17 protein-coding genes and 1 pseudogene are annotated in these 17,425 nt (G+C 36.0%); 8 read left to right on the forward strand and 10 right to left on the reverse strand.

The window, feature by feature from the left end; genetic code table 11:
* The first annotated feature begins 134 nt into the window (after positions 1 to 134).
* Together COMX_RS03540 and COMX_RS03545 are read left to right on the forward strand one after the other, a co-directional pair.
* A complete protein-coding gene (locus COMX_RS03540; RefSeq protein ID WP_051461832.1) occupies positions 135 to 2,147 on the forward strand; it encodes a lytic transglycosylase domain-containing protein in 2,013 nt (670 codons plus the stop codon).
* Between the two features lie 30 nt (positions 2,148 to 2,177).
* Positions 2,178 to 2,669: a CinA family protein gene (locus COMX_RS03545; protein WP_034337064.1), complete on the forward strand. Its 492-nt coding sequence runs from the start codon at positions 2,178 to 2,180 to the stop codon at positions 2,667 to 2,669.
* Between the two features lie 60 nt (positions 2,670 to 2,729).
* Here COMX_RS03545 and COMX_RS03550 read toward each other — a convergent pair whose 3' ends face one another.
* The 8 genes and pseudogenes from COMX_RS03550 to COMX_RS03580 all read right to left on the reverse strand — a co-directional run bounded on the left by COMX_RS03550 (position 2,730) and on the right by COMX_RS03580 (position 10,901).
* Positions 2,730 to 3,212 (reverse strand): hypothetical protein, encoded by a 483-nt coding sequence (locus COMX_RS03550; RefSeq protein ID WP_034337067.1) that lies wholly within the window; start codon positions 3,210 to 3,212, stop codon positions 2,730 to 2,732.
* A gap of 153 nt (positions 3,213 to 3,365) precedes the next feature.
* Positions 3,366 to 3,821: a type II toxin-antitoxin system RatA family toxin gene (locus COMX_RS03555; protein WP_034337070.1), complete on the reverse strand. Its 456-nt coding sequence runs from the start codon at positions 3,819 to 3,821 to the stop codon at positions 3,366 to 3,368.
* Positions 3,822 to 3,842: 21 nt separating this feature from the next.
* Positions 3,843 to 4,778, reverse strand: coding sequence for a lipoyl synthase (gene lipA / locus COMX_RS03560; RefSeq protein WP_051461833.1), 936 nt, complete (start codon positions 4,776 to 4,778; stop codon positions 3,843 to 3,845).
* 57 nt (positions 4,779 to 4,835) lie between these two features.
* Complete coding sequence (gene trpC, locus COMX_RS03565; RefSeq protein ID WP_034337073.1) at positions 4,836 to 5,693, reverse strand: indole-3-glycerol phosphate synthase TrpC; 858 nt, start codon at positions 5,691 to 5,693, stop codon at positions 4,836 to 4,838.
* Positions 5,694 to 5,714: 21 nt separating this feature from the next.
* Positions 5,715 to 6,839: an anthranilate phosphoribosyltransferase gene (gene trpD / locus COMX_RS03570; RefSeq protein WP_371827975.1), complete on the reverse strand. Its 1,125-nt coding sequence runs from the start codon at positions 6,837 to 6,839 to the stop codon at positions 5,715 to 5,717.
* Positions 6,813 to 7,394: pseudogene (locus COMX_RS11280) on the reverse strand (anthranilate synthase component II); the annotation flags it as partial. The gene trpD and the pseudogene COMX_RS11280, both read right to left, overlap by 27 nt.
* 61 nt (positions 7,395 to 7,455) lie before the next feature.
* Complete coding sequence (gene trpE, locus COMX_RS03575; protein WP_034337079.1) at positions 7,456 to 8,958, reverse strand: anthranilate synthase component I; 1,503 nt, start codon at positions 8,956 to 8,958, stop codon at positions 7,456 to 7,458.
* A 17-nt stretch (positions 8,959 to 8,975) separates the two neighbouring features.
* Positions 8,976 to 10,901, reverse strand: a complete 1,926-nt coding sequence (locus COMX_RS03580; protein WP_034337082.1) for a peptidylprolyl isomerase — start codon at positions 10,899 to 10,901, stop codon at positions 8,976 to 8,978.
* 205 nt (positions 10,902 to 11,106) lie between these two features.
* Here COMX_RS03580 and tpiA point away from each other — a divergent pair, with 205 nt between their 5' ends.
* Genes tpiA through kdsA form a run of 4 tightly spaced genes read left to right on the forward strand, consistent with a single transcriptional unit; the run spans position 11,107 to position 14,764 of the window.
* Positions 11,107 to 11,856 (forward strand): triose-phosphate isomerase, encoded by a 750-nt coding sequence (gene tpiA / locus COMX_RS03585; protein ID WP_034337085.1) that lies wholly within the window; start codon positions 11,107 to 11,109, stop codon positions 11,854 to 11,856.
* Positions 11,857 to 11,903: 47 nt separating this feature from the next.
* Positions 11,904 to 12,248 carry a preprotein translocase subunit SecG gene (secG, locus tag COMX_RS03590; RefSeq protein WP_034337088.1) on the forward strand — a complete coding sequence of 115 codons (345 nt, stop codon included), beginning with the start codon at positions 11,904 to 11,906 and terminating at the stop codon, positions 12,246 to 12,248.
* A 57-nt stretch (positions 12,249 to 12,305) separates the two neighbouring features.
* A complete protein-coding gene (locus COMX_RS03595) occupies positions 12,306 to 13,937 on the forward strand; it encodes a CTP synthase (protein WP_034337091.1) in 1,632 nt (543 codons plus the stop codon).
* Positions 13,934 to 14,764 (forward strand): 3-deoxy-8-phosphooctulonate synthase, encoded by an 831-nt coding sequence (gene kdsA / locus COMX_RS03600; RefSeq protein WP_034337094.1) that lies wholly within the window; start codon positions 13,934 to 13,936, stop codon positions 14,762 to 14,764. Before COMX_RS03595 ends, kdsA begins: the two co-directional genes overlap by 4 nt.
* On the opposite strand, the gene COMX_RS03605 is transcribed toward kdsA, so the two are convergent.
* Complete coding sequence (locus COMX_RS03605) at positions 14,748 to 15,227, reverse strand: DUF3429 domain-containing protein (RefSeq protein ID WP_034337097.1); 480 nt, start codon at positions 15,225 to 15,227, stop codon at positions 14,748 to 14,750. The genes kdsA and COMX_RS03605 overlap by 17 nt on opposite strands.
* A 220-nt stretch (positions 15,228 to 15,447) precedes the next feature.
* On the opposite strand from COMX_RS03605, the gene eno reads away from it, so the two are divergent.
* Entirely contained in the window at positions 15,448 to 16,737 is a 1,290-nt protein-coding gene (eno, locus tag COMX_RS03610) for a phosphopyruvate hydratase (protein WP_034337100.1), read from the forward strand.
* Between the two features lie 73 nt (positions 16,738 to 16,810).
* A complete protein-coding gene (locus COMX_RS03615) occupies positions 16,811 to 17,140 on the forward strand; it encodes an FtsB family cell division protein (RefSeq protein ID WP_034337104.1) in 330 nt (109 codons plus the stop codon).
* Between the two features lie 83 nt (positions 17,141 to 17,223).
* Here the strand turns inward: COMX_RS03615 and rpmG are convergent, their stop codons facing one another.
* On the reverse strand, positions 17,224 to 17,391 hold the full coding sequence (gene rpmG / locus COMX_RS03620; protein ID WP_008853818.1) for a 50S ribosomal protein L33: 168 nt from the start codon (positions 17,389 to 17,391) through the stop codon (positions 17,224 to 17,226).
* Positions 17,392 to 17,425: the final 34 nt, after the last annotated feature.

Raw genomic sequence — 17,425 nt, forward strand, 5'->3', positions numbered from 1 at the left:
TATCGGCAAAAGCATATAATTAATAGTTAACATAATCGTCAATAAATAAGATTATTCATTGTTTTTTATAGGATAATTGAATTAATATTTGTCTGACAAAAACATTTGACCCTCATAAAGGCTATATTCTTTAGATGAATATCTTGACAATGAAATCCTTTTTTAATTTTACAACTATATTAACCGTTTTTTCCATATCTATCGTTGGATGCAGCAGCAATAGTAACTCCGTGAAATCTCAACCTTATGCACAAACGCTATCCAATACAGCGCCTTCGTCAGGAATTCCACAAACGTTCTCAGAAAAAAATGATGTGGATGATGTTGGTTTATCCCCCAACGCAACGGTACAACAAAAAGTCGATTTATATTTACAGCTTTTACAACCTAATGGTGGCAGCACCATAACTTATGCGCAATTTATACAAGAAAATCCATCTTGGCCCAATCGCCAAGTATTTATCCAAAAAATGCAGCAGGCTTTATTGACCGAAACTGACAAAAATGTCATCAAATCAATATGTGAAAACCAATCTATTACAACTGCAGATGCGTTAACTTTTTGCGCGCAACAAACTCAAATCACAAATCGATTGATTCAACAAGCTCAGTATGCTTGGACACATTCCATAACGAAACTTGCAGATGCACAGCAAATATTGACTATTTTTAACAATAAATTAACAGCACGAAACCAATGGGAACGGTTCAACTACCTTGAGTCCTATGGTTATCTAGCAGCAGCATCCAAACAAATTCAGAATTTACAACCTTCCGAACAAAAAATTGCATCTGCTATTCTAGCTTTACGCAAACAACAACCCGATGCGGAAAGTTTGCTTTCTTCGCTTAATTCATCTGATTTAAAAATACCTGGATTAGTTTATGCTCGATTACGTTGGCTACGTTCACAAAGCAGAAATGATGAAGCTGCAAAATTGTGGCTAGAAACTGGCTTTCAAGTAGAACGTAATTCTGATCAAAAACGATTTTGGATAGAACGCAATACCCTTATTCGTTCTTTGTTGGATGAAGGGAATATTAAAACTGCTTTCGCTTTGGCTTCAGTAGAAGCTTGCAATAATGATTCATGCTCTGCAGATTCATCATTTTTAGCAGGATGGATTTTACTAAGAAAATTAAATAAACCTTTAGATTCAATCGGATATTTTAAGAAGTTAACTCAAGCAAGTTCTGTAATCACCACTAGCCGAGGTTATTATTGGTTAGGACGTGCTTATCAAGACATGAATAATGCTTCGTCTGCCCAGCAAGCTTGGCAACAAGCAGCACAATTACCAACCACTTTCTATGGGCAAATGGCAATTGCAGAGCTAGAAAATATTCATAATGGTAGTGTTATTTTAAATCCATCATTAATCTCAAATGCCATTACAAAATATCTGTCAAATATCAAAGAGTCATCATGGTCGTCTTCAGAGTTAAATTCTTTTAAAAACAAAGAGTTAATTCAAGCAGCTCAGATTTTAGTTTCACGAAATGATTTTCCACATGCACGCCCATTTTTGCTGGCAGAAAATAAACAAAGCAGTTCTACGATAGAACAAGCAATGAATGCCAGTATTGCTAATCAAATGAATTTACCCGAAGATGCTGTAATGATGGCAAGATTTGCTGGAGCTAAGGGCACCATTTTATTAAAAAATGGTTGGCCTCGTCCTTATGCCATTCCATCATCTAACTTACCTGAAGGCCTTGAACTTGGTGTAATGCGTCAAGAAAGCAGCTTTGATCCAAAAATTGTCAGCCCCTCAAATGCCTATGGTTTAATGCAATTATTGCCTTCTACTGCCAAAGAGGTTGCCGTTCAAATTGGTCTACCTGCAAAAATGGGAAATCCTGGTAATTTGATTGTTCCAGAAAATAATATTAAGCTTGGCACTGCTTATTTAAACAAACTGATGACACGTTTTAATAATGTTATTCCTTACACAGTTGCTGGATATAATGGAGGCCCTAACCGTGTACAAAAATGGATTGTTCAATATGAAGATCCATCCAAGGGCTCTGATGCTCAAAATCAATTAATCGATTGGATAGAGCAAATTCCATATACAGAAACCAGAAATTACGTTCAAAGAGTAATTGAAAATACAATTATTTATCAGACATCAATTAATAAATAAGTAATAAACATTCAAAGAGGATATAAGCGAGTGAATATTGATATTTTAAAGCAAGAATTATACTCTTTATGTTTAGAATTTTCAATTTTGTGTAAAACGAATGATCTTAAACTTGTTACAGCAGAAAGTTGTACAGCAGGCCTAATCTGTGGATATCTCACAGATTTACCTGGCTCTTCCGCTTATATAGAAGGCGGTTTTGCAGTTTACTCTAATCATATGAAAGCCACTATATTAGATGTTAGTTGTCAGACTCTTGAGGAATTCGGAGCGGTTAGCGAGCAAACTGCTCTTGAGATGGTTTCTGGTGCTTTGAGCAAAGCATCAAATGCAAACATAGCCGTGTCAGTTACAGGATATGCAGGCCCAGACGTGCATGACAATGTTGGTTTAGTATGGATTGGATTTAAAGAAAGTAATGCACAAGCAATATGTAAAAAATATAATTTTCTGGGAAATAGAGAAGCGATAAGATTGCAAACAATTAATGAAGCAATCAAACTAATTTTGAAACAATATTAAAACAAAATAGCCCCTTAAATTGAGTTAAGGGGCTATTTCTTGTCTTCTAGCAACAATTAATTATTGCACAGGAGGCATATTATTTGGATTAACTGCACCAGGAGGTGGTGGTGCAACCGTATTTCCAGTACCAGGAGCCACAATTACACGACGACCCCGACTGTCATATCGGTTAACATCTTGCATGCTATCACGATTTAAAGTTTGTGTTGTTTGATTTCCACTCAATGGCACTCTCGCACTTGGAGGGAGTTGCATTTCTGGATTTGGAACAACTTGTTGAACCGCTGCAGGGTTTCCCCCATTATTCACAGTTTGAACTGCTTGCAAGCTACGAGCATTCAAATCTGCTGTTTCTTGATCAGCAGGTATTTGCTGATGTTTGCGTGCTTGTTTACCAGTTTTTTTAACTTTTTTGCTAACTTGGTGCCCTTTGTAATGTTTATGAGCATCTTGATTATGTGCAGGCGCAGCCATTGCAACATTTGAAGCTGCAAAAGTCATAGCAGCAGCAAATAGAGATAGTTTAAAAATAGACTTCATAACAAACCCTTTACTTAAATACGAAACCAATTAATGTCTCTTCATTGTAACCTAAATTGGTTTTATTGATAAATGATAAAACTATAGTTTATCATCTAATTATATCATTAAAAATTACAAGAGAATAAACTTATATTTATTAGATATATTTTATTATTTCTGTATCTTTTTATAGTTTTCAGAGTAACAGAAATCTGCTCTTTTGACAAATGCAGATACCATTTTTTGAACAGCTTCGTTAAAAACAAGCCCCATTGCTTTTTGCATGATTCTTGATTTAAATTCAAAATCAACAAAAAAATCAATAATACAGCCTTTCGGGTCAGGTATGAAAAGCCATTGATTACTTAGATATTTTAAAGGACCACGGTCATAGGTCACAATAATTTTATTTTCACTCTTATATAATTCTACACGACTACCAAACACTTCTTTGAAAGGTCCAAAACCTACTTTCAAATCTGCTAATAATAATTCCTTATCTCGATAACGAATAATCGCGCCCGTACACCAAGGTAAAAATTCTGGATATAAATCAACTGCTGCAACTAAATTAAACATTTGTTCTGGAGTATGAGCAATAAAGCGCTTTTCAGCATGTGTAGGCATAGGATTTAATCTCCAAAATATTTAATTTGATAAATGTGTAAAAAGGCGTTTTTTTTGTAATACTGCAAAATCAGCATCTGCATGATAGGAAGAACGCGTCATAGGCGATGAGCTAACCAATAAAAACCCCTTAGATTTAGCAATATGACGATATTCATCAAATTCCTTAGGAGTAACATAACGCTGTACTGATGCATGTTCAATTGTGGGTCTTAAATATTGTCCTAATGTTAAAAAATCGACTTGTGCACAACGTAAATCATCCATAACTTGCGTCACTTCTTCTTTGCTCTCTCCTAGACCAAGCATCATTCCTGATTTCGTAAAAACATTCGGTTGTAATTGTTTAATTTCATGTAAGATTCTCAACGATTGAAAATAACGTGCACCAGGACGAATGGATGGATATAATCTGGGAACTGTTTCCACATTGTGATTAAAAACATCAGGCTGAGCTTTACCAATAGTTAATAATGCCCCTTCTTTTCTCAAAAAATCTGGGGTTAAAATTTCAATTGTTATAGAAGGCGATGTTTTTCTGATCTCAGCAATAACATTAGCAAAATGTTGTGCCCCACCATCTTTCAAATCATCTCTGTCTACAGAAGTAATTACAACGTGTCGCAAGTTTAATTTCTGTATCATTGCAGCCAAACGTTTGGCTTCTTGTGGATCTACAGCTGATGGTTTTCCCGTAGCCACATTACAAAAAGCACAGGCACGAGTGCAAATGCTGCCTAAAATCATTACAGTTGCATGACGTTTAGTCCAACATTCACCAATATTAGGGCAAGCTGCCTCGGCACAGACAGTATTAAGTCGATGCTCCTTAACCAAATCACCCATTTCATTATAAACAGTTGATTGATTAACTTTGACCTTTATCCAATCTGGTTTAGGTAACGAATTTACAATTTGCTTTTGTTCATGTTGCACAAGAATTCGTTTTACCGTCATTTATAATTCCCTTGTAAATCGTTTATCAAACCAATTTACAACAATATAAAATACAGTCTAGGCTATACCGAGTAAATTTCTGACAGCTGCCCCTGCGTTTTGTTGTGATAATAAACTTTCACCAACCAATACCGCACTGGCACCAATAGACTGTACTCGGCGAATATCATCGAATGTTTTTAATCCGCTTTCTGAAACAACCAATCTATCAGGTGGTACCAACGGAGCCAAAGTTTCTGTAACATTGATATCAGTTTTTAATGTGCTTAAATTTCTATTGTTAATTCCAATCAAGCATACATCTAAGGCTAAAGCTCGGTTTAACTCTTCTTCATTATGAACTTCAACTAGAATATCAAGCTCAAGACATCTGGCTAACTCAACCAAATCATTTGCTTCTTGATCTTTCAAAGCAGCCATAATCAGTAAAATACAATCTGCATCAATCACACGGCTTTCATAAACTTGCCAAGGTTCAAGGATAAAATCTTTACGTAATACAGGTAAAGAACATGCTTCTCGAGCAATTTTCAAATCTTCGTTATTACCATAAAAATAACCTGTTTCTGTTAAAACAGATAAGCAACTAGCCCCTGCATTTTCATATTGAACAGCAATCATCGCAGGATCATAATCTTGACGAATTATCCCCGCAGAAGGAGAAGCTTTTTTACATTCTGCAATTAATCCCATATGACCTTTGGCCATTTTTTCTTTTAATACCCGTGCAAAACCACGTGTTGGATTTTTCTTGTTTTTTGCCTCTTCCGCAATCTCTTTAAGAGATTTAACACTTGCCTTTTGATGTGTTTCTGCTCTGGTTCTAGCACAAATTTGTGCCAAAACATCAGATTTTTCACTTTCGGATTCTAATATTGCATTTAAAACAGGATCAGATGTTGTGATTTCATTCATAATATATAACTGGTGTTTACTTTAATTATTTTGCTGAATTGCATGTAATATAGATAATACAGCACCACTATCAATAGCTTTAGCTGCTTCTAAAATTAATTTTCCTAAGATATCAGTATCAATTTTTCCGCTAGCATTTATTAAAGAATAATCTTTAACGATATGTAATGCAACAGCTGTATTAATCAATACTGTATCACGATAAGCGCCTTTTTGACCATTAAATAATGCAAGCATAGATGCAGCGTTTTCTTTGGGTGATCCGCCTGTAATTTCTGACAAAGGCGCAGGCGATAATCCAGCATTTTGGATATCTTTTAAAGATAAAGTAACAGGGATAATTTTATTATCTTCTAAGGCCATAATTTTAGATGGCCCAGCTAAAGTAATTTCATCAACCCCTTGCTTTTGTTCAGTTTCGTCAAGAAGGCCATGAACTACCCATACTCTTTTAGAACCAAGATTTTGTAAAACTTTGGCAAAAGGCTCTAACCACTTCGTATCATAAACACCTATCATTTGATATTGAACATTTGCAGGGTTCGAAAGTGGTCCAAGCAAGTTAAATATAGTTCGAATACCAAGCTCTTTACGAACAATATTAATTTTACTTAAAGCAGGATGATGTACAAAAGCGGGTAAAAAAGCTAGTTTATACTTGTTTAAATGATTTTGTAAAATATTCAAATTTGTTTGTGGTGTAAGGTTTAATGCCCCTAGAACATCAACACCACCAGATCTGGATGATTGGGCACGGTTTCCGTGTTTAGCAACAGAAACCCCCATTGCCGCTAATACAAAACTGACAGCTGTAGAAACATTTAATGTACTTTGACCATCCCCACCCGTACCACACACATCAATTGTCAAAGGATCAGACAACGTAATCGGCAACATTTGATGACGCATTGATCTGGTTGCGCCTTCTAATTCTGCAACGCTTACGCCTCGTATCCGAAGAACCATCAAAAAAGCCGCTATTTGTGTATCAGGAACAGATCCCGAGAGAATAGCATTAAAAATCTCTGTCGTTTCTTCCAAAGAAAAATTGTTTTTTTGTAAAGATTTTTCTAAGGTCGGTGTAAATAAATAAGGTAAATATTTACTAACATTTAAAGCTTTTTTTTTATTCCAATCACTGGCCAAGTTCATAAAATTCTGTAGTAATTCGTGACCTTGCTCGGATGCAATACTTTCTGGATGAAATTGAACACCATATATAGGCAGTTCTTTGTGTTGAAATGCCATTAAAATACGATCTTCTGTAAATGCTGTTGGTAAGAAACTGTCTGATAAAGTATCTAATTGCACAACCAAAGAATGATAACGCGTTACTTTTAAGGGATTATTCAATCCTTTAAAAACGCCCTCTCCTGTATGCATAATTGGAAATACTTTACCATGTGCTGGTATTTCTTTAACAACCTTTGCACCAAAAGCTTGTCCAATCGCCTGATGTCCTAAACATACACCTAATATAGGGATCGTCGTTGCGGCAGCTTTGATTAAGTCACAACAAATTCCAGCTTCAGAGGGCGTGCATGGCCCAGGAGAAATCACAATGGCTTCAGGTTTTAACGCAATAACTTCTTTTACCGTAATCTCATCATTACGACGAACCTGACACTCATAGCCTAAATCACCAAAATACTGAACCAGATTATAGGTGAAACTATCATAATTATCGATGAGTAAAATCATGTGGCCTTGCCAATCAATAAAATCTGCATTTTTTAAAATTATTCATTCTTTATATATTGGATTAATGAGCTTGTGGGTCAATATCTGGAACAAAAGACCATGCATCTTCTGCTGCACGAAATAAAGCCCTTGCTTTATGTTTGGTCTCTTCATACTCAGATTCAGGATCGCTATCTGCGACAACACCGCAACCTGCCTGAACATACATCGTTTCATCTTTGATCAATGCCGTTCTTAGACCAATACATGTGTCCATACTCCCATCAGCACCAAAATAACCAATACATCCCGCATAAGTTGCACGTTGCGTATGTTCAATTTCGTCCAAAATTTCCATTGCTCTGATCTTAGGAGCCCCCGTTAAAGTCCCAGCAGGGAAGCCCGCAATTAAAGCATCAAGAGCTGTTAGATTTTGTTTTAATTTTCCCTCAACATTAGAAGAAATATGCATAACATGGCTAAATCGCTCTATTACAAATTGTTCTGTTACTTTCACAGATCCAACTTCACAAACGCGCCCCACATCATTCCGACCCAAATCAATTAACATTAGATGCTCGGCCAACTCTTTTGCATCAGCCAGCAAATCTTGTTCTAATTGTAAGTCCTCTTCTTCAGTCTTTCCTCTGGGACGTGTACCAGCCAACGGTCTTACTGTGACGGTTCCATCACGCAACCTTACTAAAATCTCAGGGGATGATCCTACTAAAGCAAAATTATCCAGCTGTAAACAAAACAGAAAAGGTGCTGGGTTTATTCTTCTTAAAGAACGATATAATGCAACAGGTGGAAGTTTAAAAGGAATGGAAAAACGTTGACTGGGCACTACCTGAAACGCATCTCCAGCAAAGATATATTCTTTTGCTTTCTCGACTGCTTGTTTGAACTCTTCTTTGGTAAAAGTTGAGGATGGCGTTTGAGCATGATTATTAGTGGTCTGGTTGAATTTTTTATCAGAGGGTATAGGCTCATTTAATGCTGCCTGAGCTTTTCGAAGTAAGTTTTTAGCTTTCTCTTGCTCTTCAACAGTTTTGCCTCTCAGAGGAACAGCCAATGTCAACTCATCTTTAACTGTATCGAAAATTGCAAACACAGACGGGCGGAACATTATCCCTTCGGGAAGTTGAAGATCATTTTTAGGAGGGCTGGGCAAATGTTCCATTTGTCTAACCATATCATATCCCAAATATCCAAAAATACCGCCAACCATTGGTGGAATGGTATCGGGAATATCCAATTGACTATCATCAATAAATTGTTGAAGTGATGCAAGTGGATGAATATCTTGAATAACGAATTGATCAGGATTATTCAAAGGGTCAGTATTCAATGATACAACCCCTTGATGACATTTCCACACCATATCTGGAAGCAACCCAATAATTGAATAACGTGCTCTGGCTACACCGCCTTGCACACTTTCCAGTAAAAAGATATTTTTTGGATTTTTACCCACGATGCCAGATAACTGTAAAAAAGCTGAAACAGGTGTAATTAGATCAGCAGAATTTACAGTATAAACAACTGTTTTTTTATCACTTATTTTAAATTCATCATAAGACACTGATGTAAAATCCTTTTTTAGTTACTACCCTGACCGATAATATTATTAACAGCTTTTTGGTTCACATCAACCTTACCTTCTTTATTAATAAAGATAACATAGCTATTGTAAATATCGTTACTTTCCGCCTGTTTTAAAGTATCTCTTAATGCATTATAAGAAGCTTGATCATCTTGAGGCTTTGGTTTTTTTATATTATCTAAAGTTGCTATATAAAAGCTATCTGGAGATTCAAGCATAGTCGTTTGCCCAATTTGCATCAAAAAAGCCTGTGCTTGTAATTCTGCAGGCAGGGTTTTTGATGGGTTAACACGAGAGAAAGATTCACTTTCTTTGGCTTGAAACTGCTGATTAACCAACTCTTTTACAGATTTCTGGCTATCTTGAGTTTGTTTGTATATTGCTGTTCCAGTAATATTCGCTTGTCTCTTGATATTTGCTTGTTGCCAAGCTTTAATGACACGATCTTTGGCTTGTTCAAAAGTTTGTTGATGTGCTGGATCAATATCTTCTACAAAAAAGGCGTAGTAAATATTATTATCCCCTTGAATTAAGGATGCTGGCGCATCTTTAGCTTTGGAGAAAACATTCCCAAGAATTGCTTGCTTTACTTTGTCATCAGAAGGAATAGGAGCAGGTTGTCCATCTAGATTTAATCCTTGTTCATTCAATGTTCCCCTGAGGGCTACAATACCTTTTCCACCAAGATATTTCACACCTTCATCATCCAATCGTCCCGTACTACCCGCCAACATATCTTGCGTTGATTTGATATTATCAACAAATTTTTGTTTAGCACGTGCTTGAGTAATTTGAGCTTTTAATTTGTCTTTTACTGTATTAAAAGCAACTTCGTGAGGTTGTAAAATGGCAGTTACCTTAAATACACTCCATCCCATAGGGGTTTTAATTGGAGCAGAAATTATATTTAAAGGAGCTTTTTGAACAGCATCGGCTAATTCCGCAGAAGGAGACGTTTGATGAGTAAACTCGTTTAAAGTTGTTGCAAAACCATTTGCCTTTTGTGTTTCTTTTTGGATATTTTCCCAAGGTTCTTTGGTCCAAGACCCAGCAAGATCCTCTGCTGTTTTTTTATCTTTTACGGTTATAATTTCAAGATTTTTTGATTCTGGTTTATTAAATTCTTGTTTACGTGAATTAAAATATTGTTGTGCATCTGCGTCAGAGACCTCAATACTTTTCTCTACAGTTTCAGGAGTAAAAAAGATCATTCTGATACGTCTGAATTCTGGAACCGTAAATTCCCAAAGATGATTATCGTAATATCTTTTCAAAACAGCATCAGAAGGTGTAGCCTCGGCTTTAAACTGGCTAAATGGTAATTGTATATAAGTAAGCTTTCTTGTTTCATTACGAAAAGCAAAAATAGATTTCACCATAATATCAGAGGTCGTTGCACCAGCGGTGACGGGTTCTGTTAATCCTGAAATCGCAATTTGATTGCGTAAAATGTCCAAGAAAGCTGCTTCTGTCATATTTGTTTGTTTTACATAAACATTAAAAAGCTCTCTACTAAACTTACCATTGGTTTGAAACACAGGTAATGAAAAGATCAAGTTACGCAAAGTCTCATCAGATACACTTAATCCAGCATGCTCAGAAGCAGCAATTAAATTCTTTTGAATAATTAATTGTTGTAATGCTTGATTAACTAATGATCCCCTCATCACATTAGGAACTTGTGAAGGATCAGAAAATCCTTGTTGTGTCGCATATTGTTGAAGTTGCATTTTTGCTGCCGAATCTAGTTCTTGCATTGTCACTCTTTGACTGCCAACCCAAGCAACAACATTCCCATCTCTTTGAGACCAAGATTCAATAATGGTTTCAGCACCCCAACTGATAAATACAAGAAAAATAAGGCCAACTAAAATACGCCCTAACCAAGAATCAATAAGTAAATGTCTTAACCGAGACAACATGTAACGTAACCCAATAATTTAAATGCGAATAATTAACTTTTTAATATAAAGTAGCAATAACCTATATATGTCCAAGCTGCAAAAAAAATGTTATATCTTTTGAATTATATCAAAATATTTTATATTCTATGATACCATCATTCAATTATAAATCGAACTTTTATAATTCATTCATAATAATATTCATATATAGGGAGTATTTAACATGGTTAAACCAATAATTATTGGTAACTGGAAAATGAACGGCTTAACACAAGAGGCTGATCATATCGTCTCTTCTTTACTGGCCTATGCTGAAAAAAATAAAGATCTAGCACCTACTGTTATTTGTCCTCCCTTTACACAATTATATCATATTGGCAAACATCTTAAAAACACACCATTTGAACTGGGTGCTCAGGACTGTCATGTAGCTGAAAAAGGTGCTTATACAGGAAATATTTCCGCAGCAATGCTAAACGATATTGGTGTTAAATATGTTATTTTAGGTCACTCTGAACGTAGATCAGAATATAAAGAAAGCAATGCGTTAATTAATCAAAAAGCAACCGCAGCACAAAATGCAAATATATTACCTGTTGTTTGTATTGGTGAAACCAAGGAAGAAAGAGAATCTGGTCAATATAAAGAAGTTCTTGCTGAACAATTAAAAGGATCTCTACCTGAACATTTTGTTGGTTTAGTTGCATATGAACCTATTTGGGCAATTGGTACAGGAGTTACTGCGACAAATGAAGAAATCGCCGAAGTGATTCTCTTCATTCGTGAAAAACTTGTTGCTCAATACGGAGAAAATGGTAAAAAAACACTTATATTATATGGTGGATCAGTTAAGCCAAATAATGTAAAGGATATTTTTGCAACTTCTGAGCTTGGTGGTGTATTGGTTGGCGGGGTCAGTTTGATCCCAGAAGATTTTTTACAACTCCTTACAATCGCTCAAGATTTTACATAGTTTTTTAAATCTTCTTTCTTGACTGCTAGTGAAAGTATACAAAACACATGATGACTATTCTTCTATTCGTACAATTATTGGTCACTCTGGCTTTGATAGCTGTTGTTTTAATTCAACGCAGCGAAGGTGGGGGCTTGGGTATCGGAAGCAGTCAAGGAATGGGATCTTTTATGACTGGGCGTGGAACTACTAATTTATTAACACGCGCAACGGCGATATTGGCTTCAATTTTTATGATTTTATGCATCACCATAGCCGTTATGAATAAAGGTGGTGGTTCTAATAAAATTGACAGTATCCTTGATCAATCCCCAAAAACAACTCAGTCTCAACCAAAACCTGCACCTCAGACACAACCACAACAAAATGACAAAACGACACCAAATAAATAATTTTATTTAAAATTTATTAATTTTTTACTCTAGTTAGAACAATATAAAGAAGGCTATATGACGCGATTTGTGTTTATTACTGGTGGTGTAGTTTCCTCTTTGGGAAAAGGTATCGCCTCTGCAGCGCTGGCAAGTTTGTTGCAGGCGCGTGGTTATTCTGTTCGGTTAAGAAAGCTTGACCCTTATTTAAATGTTGATCCAGGCACAATGAGTCCTTATCAACATGGTGAAGTTTTTGTAACAGATGATGGTGCAGAAACCGACCTTGATCTGGGACATTATGAACGGTTTACAGGTGTTGATGGATCGCGTCATGATAATGCCACATCTGGACGTATTTATTCTGATGTAATGATGCGTGAAAGACGTGGGGATTATCTGGGGGCAACAGTTCAAGTTATTCCTCATATTACTAATGCAATTAAATCTGTTATTTTACAAGATGCAGATGCTGTTGATTTCATGTTAGTTGAAATTGGTGGAACCGTTGGTGATATCGAGAGTCTTCCTTTCCTAGAGGCAATTCGTCAATTGCGTAATGATCTAGGAAATGATCAAACACTATTCATGCATTTAACATTAGTGCCTTGGATCGCATCTGCGGGCGAATTAAAAACAAAGCCTACACAGCATTCTGTTAAAGAATTGCAAAATGTCGGTATTCAACCACAAATTTTATTATGCCGTTGTGATCGTGCTATTCCTAAACACGAACGTCAAAAAATTGCTAATTTCTGTAATGTTAGAACAGAATCTGTAGTTCCTGCATTAGATGTTGATACAATTTATGCATGTCCTATTGAGTATCACAAAGAGGGTTTAGATACAGAAGTTTTGCGTCATTTCAATCTGCCTTATGATAAAGAACCTGATTTAAGCAAATGGCATAAAATTGTTGATGCACTCAGGAATCCTGATAGTGAAGTAACAGTTTCAATTGTTGGTAAGTATACTGCTTTACTTGATAGCTATAAATCTTTGATAGAGGCTCTTTTACATGGTGGAATTGCTCATAAAGTCAAAGTAAAAATTAAATGGATCAAAGCTGAAGATCTAGAAGATGCACAAGATGTTGACAGCTTTTTTGAAAACACGAATGCAATTTTAGTTCCTGGTGGTTTTGGTGAGCGTGGCAGCGAAGGTAAAATCAAAGCTATTCGCTATGCACGTGAGAATAACATTCCATTCTTGGGTATCTGTTTTGGGATGCAAATGGCAGTCGTAGAATGTGCAAGAAATCTTGCTGGATTGCCCCGGGCTTCATCTTCCGAATTCGGTCCTACGGAAGAACCTTTGGTTGGGTTATTAACAGAATGGATTGATTCTGGACAAGTAAAGCGCCGTTATTCAGGGGATAATATGGGGGGTACCATGCGTCTTGGTGCTTATACTGCTGAGCTTACACCAGGATCAAAAGTCGCAACTATGTATGGTAACACAACCATTCATGAACGCCATCGTCACCGTTATGAAGTCAATATTCACTATCAAGAACAAATTGAACGTGCTGGATTAAAATTCTCTGGTATGTCACCTGACAAAGTTTTACCTGAAGTCGTCGAATATGAGGATCATCCTTGGTTTATTGCTGTGCAATATCATCCAGAATTAAAATCCAAACCTTTCGCCCCTCATCCATTATTTTCTGGCTTTATTAAAGCTGCAATTGATCAGGAAAAATCTAAATGAATTTGAATAAATCAGTCCATGTTGGTTCTTTAACAATAGCAAACAACTTGCCATTTACTTTGATTGCAGGCCCATGTCAGATCGAATCTAAGGATCATGCATTAGAGACTGCACACCAATTAAAAGAAATATGTGCAAAACAACAAATTGGACTGATTTATAAAAGCTCTTTTGATAAAGCAAATCGTACCAGTATCCAAAAACAAAGAGGATTGGGAATAACAAAAGGTCTAGCTATATTAAATGAGGTTAAAACTCAATTAGGACTACCGATTCTTACGGATGTGCACTCTGCTGAGCAATGCTCAGAGGTGGCTCTGGTTGCTGATATATTACAAATCCCTGCATTTTTATGCCGTCAAACCGATTTGTTAATTGCAGCTGCTAAAACAAACCGTGTTATCAATGTAAAAAAAGGCCAATTTCTTGCTCCTTGGGATATGAGAAATGTTGCTGATAAAATTGCATCTTCGGGCAATGATCAGATTTTACTTTGTGATCGTGGCACTTCTTTTGGATATAATACCTTAATAAGTGATATGCGTGGTTTACCCATCATGGCGCAAACAGGATATCCTGTTGTATTTGATGCAACTCATTCAGTACAGCAACCTGGTGGTATGGGTGATTCTTCTGGCGGGCAACGAGAATTTGTAGGTTACCTTGCAAAAGCCGCCATGGCTGTTGGAATTGCAGCTTTATTCATTGAAACCCATGAAGATCCCGATAATGCGCCAAGTGATGGTCCCAATATGATTAAACTTTGTGATGTCCCTGCCCTTTTAAACAAACTTAATCAAATTGATAAAATTACCAAGGCGCCCTAAAAACTATAGCACTTACCAAACAAAGTTGAATAACCAAGGTTGTAAGCCACCTAATGGATCTATAACCGATAGGTTGTTCAGTTTGCAAATAAGCGTTTCTTTCCAAAAACAATGTGGTTGCATACCCGATAATTAATAAAAATAATGCAATTGCCCATTTTTGATTAGCTGTACATATAATTGCAAACTGTGCAAATAAGCAGGGAACTACTGCTATAAGTAACCTTTTTTTACTAATGTTATTCGTATCATTATCAAGCAAAATAACAGGTTTTTGCATTGCGAGAATCCAGTTTATTCCACCAATAAATGCAAGCATAATTGCTGCGTATCCTACAAAAGAAGGCCCCAATATTGGCAACGCAGTTTGTGGTGAATAAAACATCATCATAAAAGCCATAATCACCAAAGGAACTGGTGATAAAACCCCTAATAAAAAAAATATAAGAGGCATACGCTTCATTAAGATTCTCCTAAAACTACTATTATGACTCTAAAATAAATAAAGGGATATCTAGTAAAATAACATTTTCTTTACTATACTAATTTGTATTTAACAAAGTTCCTTTGCTAATACATATGCTTTTATATTGCTTTAACTTGAACTTTGGCAGTATTCTTAAGAAATGTGATTTTATTATCTAAAATATTTTTAAAACACTTAATATACGTTAGGATAGAAAATGAGTGCAATTGTTGACATCGTAGCACGTGAAATTCTTGATAGTCGTGGTACACCAACTATTGAAGTAGATGTAGAATTAGAATCTGGCGTGGTTGGTCGTGCTGCAGTTCCTTCTGGTGCATCAACTGGTGTTCATGAAGCGGTTGAACTACGTGATGGCGATAAAAATCGCTATTTTGGTAAAGGCGTTTTAAAAGCTGTTAATAACGTAAATAGTGAAATCTTAGAAGCAGTGGTCGGTATTGAATCTTTAGACCAAATGCTTGTTGATGAAGTTATGATTGAACTTGACGGAACACCAAATAAAGGTCGCTTGGGTGCGAATGCAACACTTGGCGTGTCAATGGCTGTAGCAAAAGCATCTGCTGATGAACTTGGCCTACCTTTATATCGTTACCTTGGTTCTCCCTACTCTCATGTATTACCTGTTCCAATGATGAATATCGTCAATGGCGGTAAACATGCTGATAATCCTATTGATATTCAAGAATTTATGATCGTTCCACATGGTGCATCTTCTATTGCTGAAGCAGTCAGAATGGGTTCAGAAATCTTCCATACTTTAAAAAATGATCTACATGCAGCTGGGTTAAACACCAGCGTTGGAGATGAAGGTGGATTTGCCCCAAACCTTAAATCTGCTCATGAAGCTTTGTCTTATATTATGAAAGCTATTGAAAAAGCCGGTTATAAAGCTGGTGAAGAAGTTTCATTAGCTTTGGATCTTGCATCATCCGAATTCTTTAAAGACGGTAAATATAACATGACAGGTGAAGGTAAAATCTTTACCTCTAGCCAAATGGTTGAATATATCGTTGGTCTTTGTAATGATTTCCCAATTATCTCTGCAGAAGATGGTCTTGCTGAAGATGATTGGCAAGGATGGTCAGAACTGACACAAAAACTTGGTAATAAAGTTCAATTAGTTGGTGATGATTTATTTGTAACAAATCCGGAAAGACTTGCAAAAGGTATCAAACAAGGCATTGCTAATTCATTGCTTGTTAAAGTTAATCAAATTGGTACATTAACAGAAACTTTCAGAGCTATGGAATTAGCTCATCGTCATGGTTATTCAACCGTTGTCAGCCATCGTTCTGGTGAAACAGAAGATTCAACTATTGCTGATATCGCTGTTGCAACTAATGCTGGTCAAATTAAAACAGGATCTTTATCCCGTTCAGATCGTATTGCTAAATATAATCAATTGATCAGAATTGAAGAAGATTTAGGTAATGCAGCAAGATATGCTGGTCGTAACGCATTTAAAGCATTAGAAATTTTATAGTCTTTTGCTTGACAAAGTCGGAAGTTATAGATTACTTCCGACTTTATCCATAATTTTTCATAGGGTTTAGTGAATGCAGTTTTTACATATTGTTAAAAAAGCTATAAAAGCAACTATTCCCCCTGTTTTCTTTTTAAGCTTAACAGGTTTTTTTCTGTGGAACACAATGGATGGTGCTCATGGATTAAAAAGCTATTATGTACAACAAAAACTTTTGGTTGAAGCTCAACAAGCACAACAAGATGCTATTTCAGAGCAACAAGCTTGGGCTAGAAGGGTTGTTGGATTGAAAGAGGGTCGTTTAGACAAAGATTTATTAGATGAACGTACCCGTGTAATGCTGAGTTTCTCTCAAGAAAATGAAATTGTTATTCCATATAAAGCTAACGATCATCTTTATTAAAGTTAGTGTCTATCGATTGAGCATAAAAAAAGCTGGAACAAAACTGCCCAGCCTTTCTTATTTGTTATTTCAATTAAGAAAAATTATTTAATTTTTGCTTCACGGAAAACAACGTGTTTACGAACAACTGGATCGTATTTCTTTAATTCCATTTTACCAGTATGTGCTCTGGCATTTTTTCTGGTTACATAGAAAAAACCGGTTTCAGCAGTTGAAAGTAATTTAATTTGAATTGTGTTACTTTTAGCCATTACATCCTCGTTTTGATCAGCTTATCTTCATATT

The organism is Commensalibacter papalotli (ex Servin-Garciduenas et al. 2014) (genome assembly GCF_000527695.1).
GTDB classification, from domain to species: domain Bacteria; phylum Pseudomonadota; class Alphaproteobacteria; order Acetobacterales; family Acetobacteraceae; genus Commensalibacter; species Commensalibacter papalotli.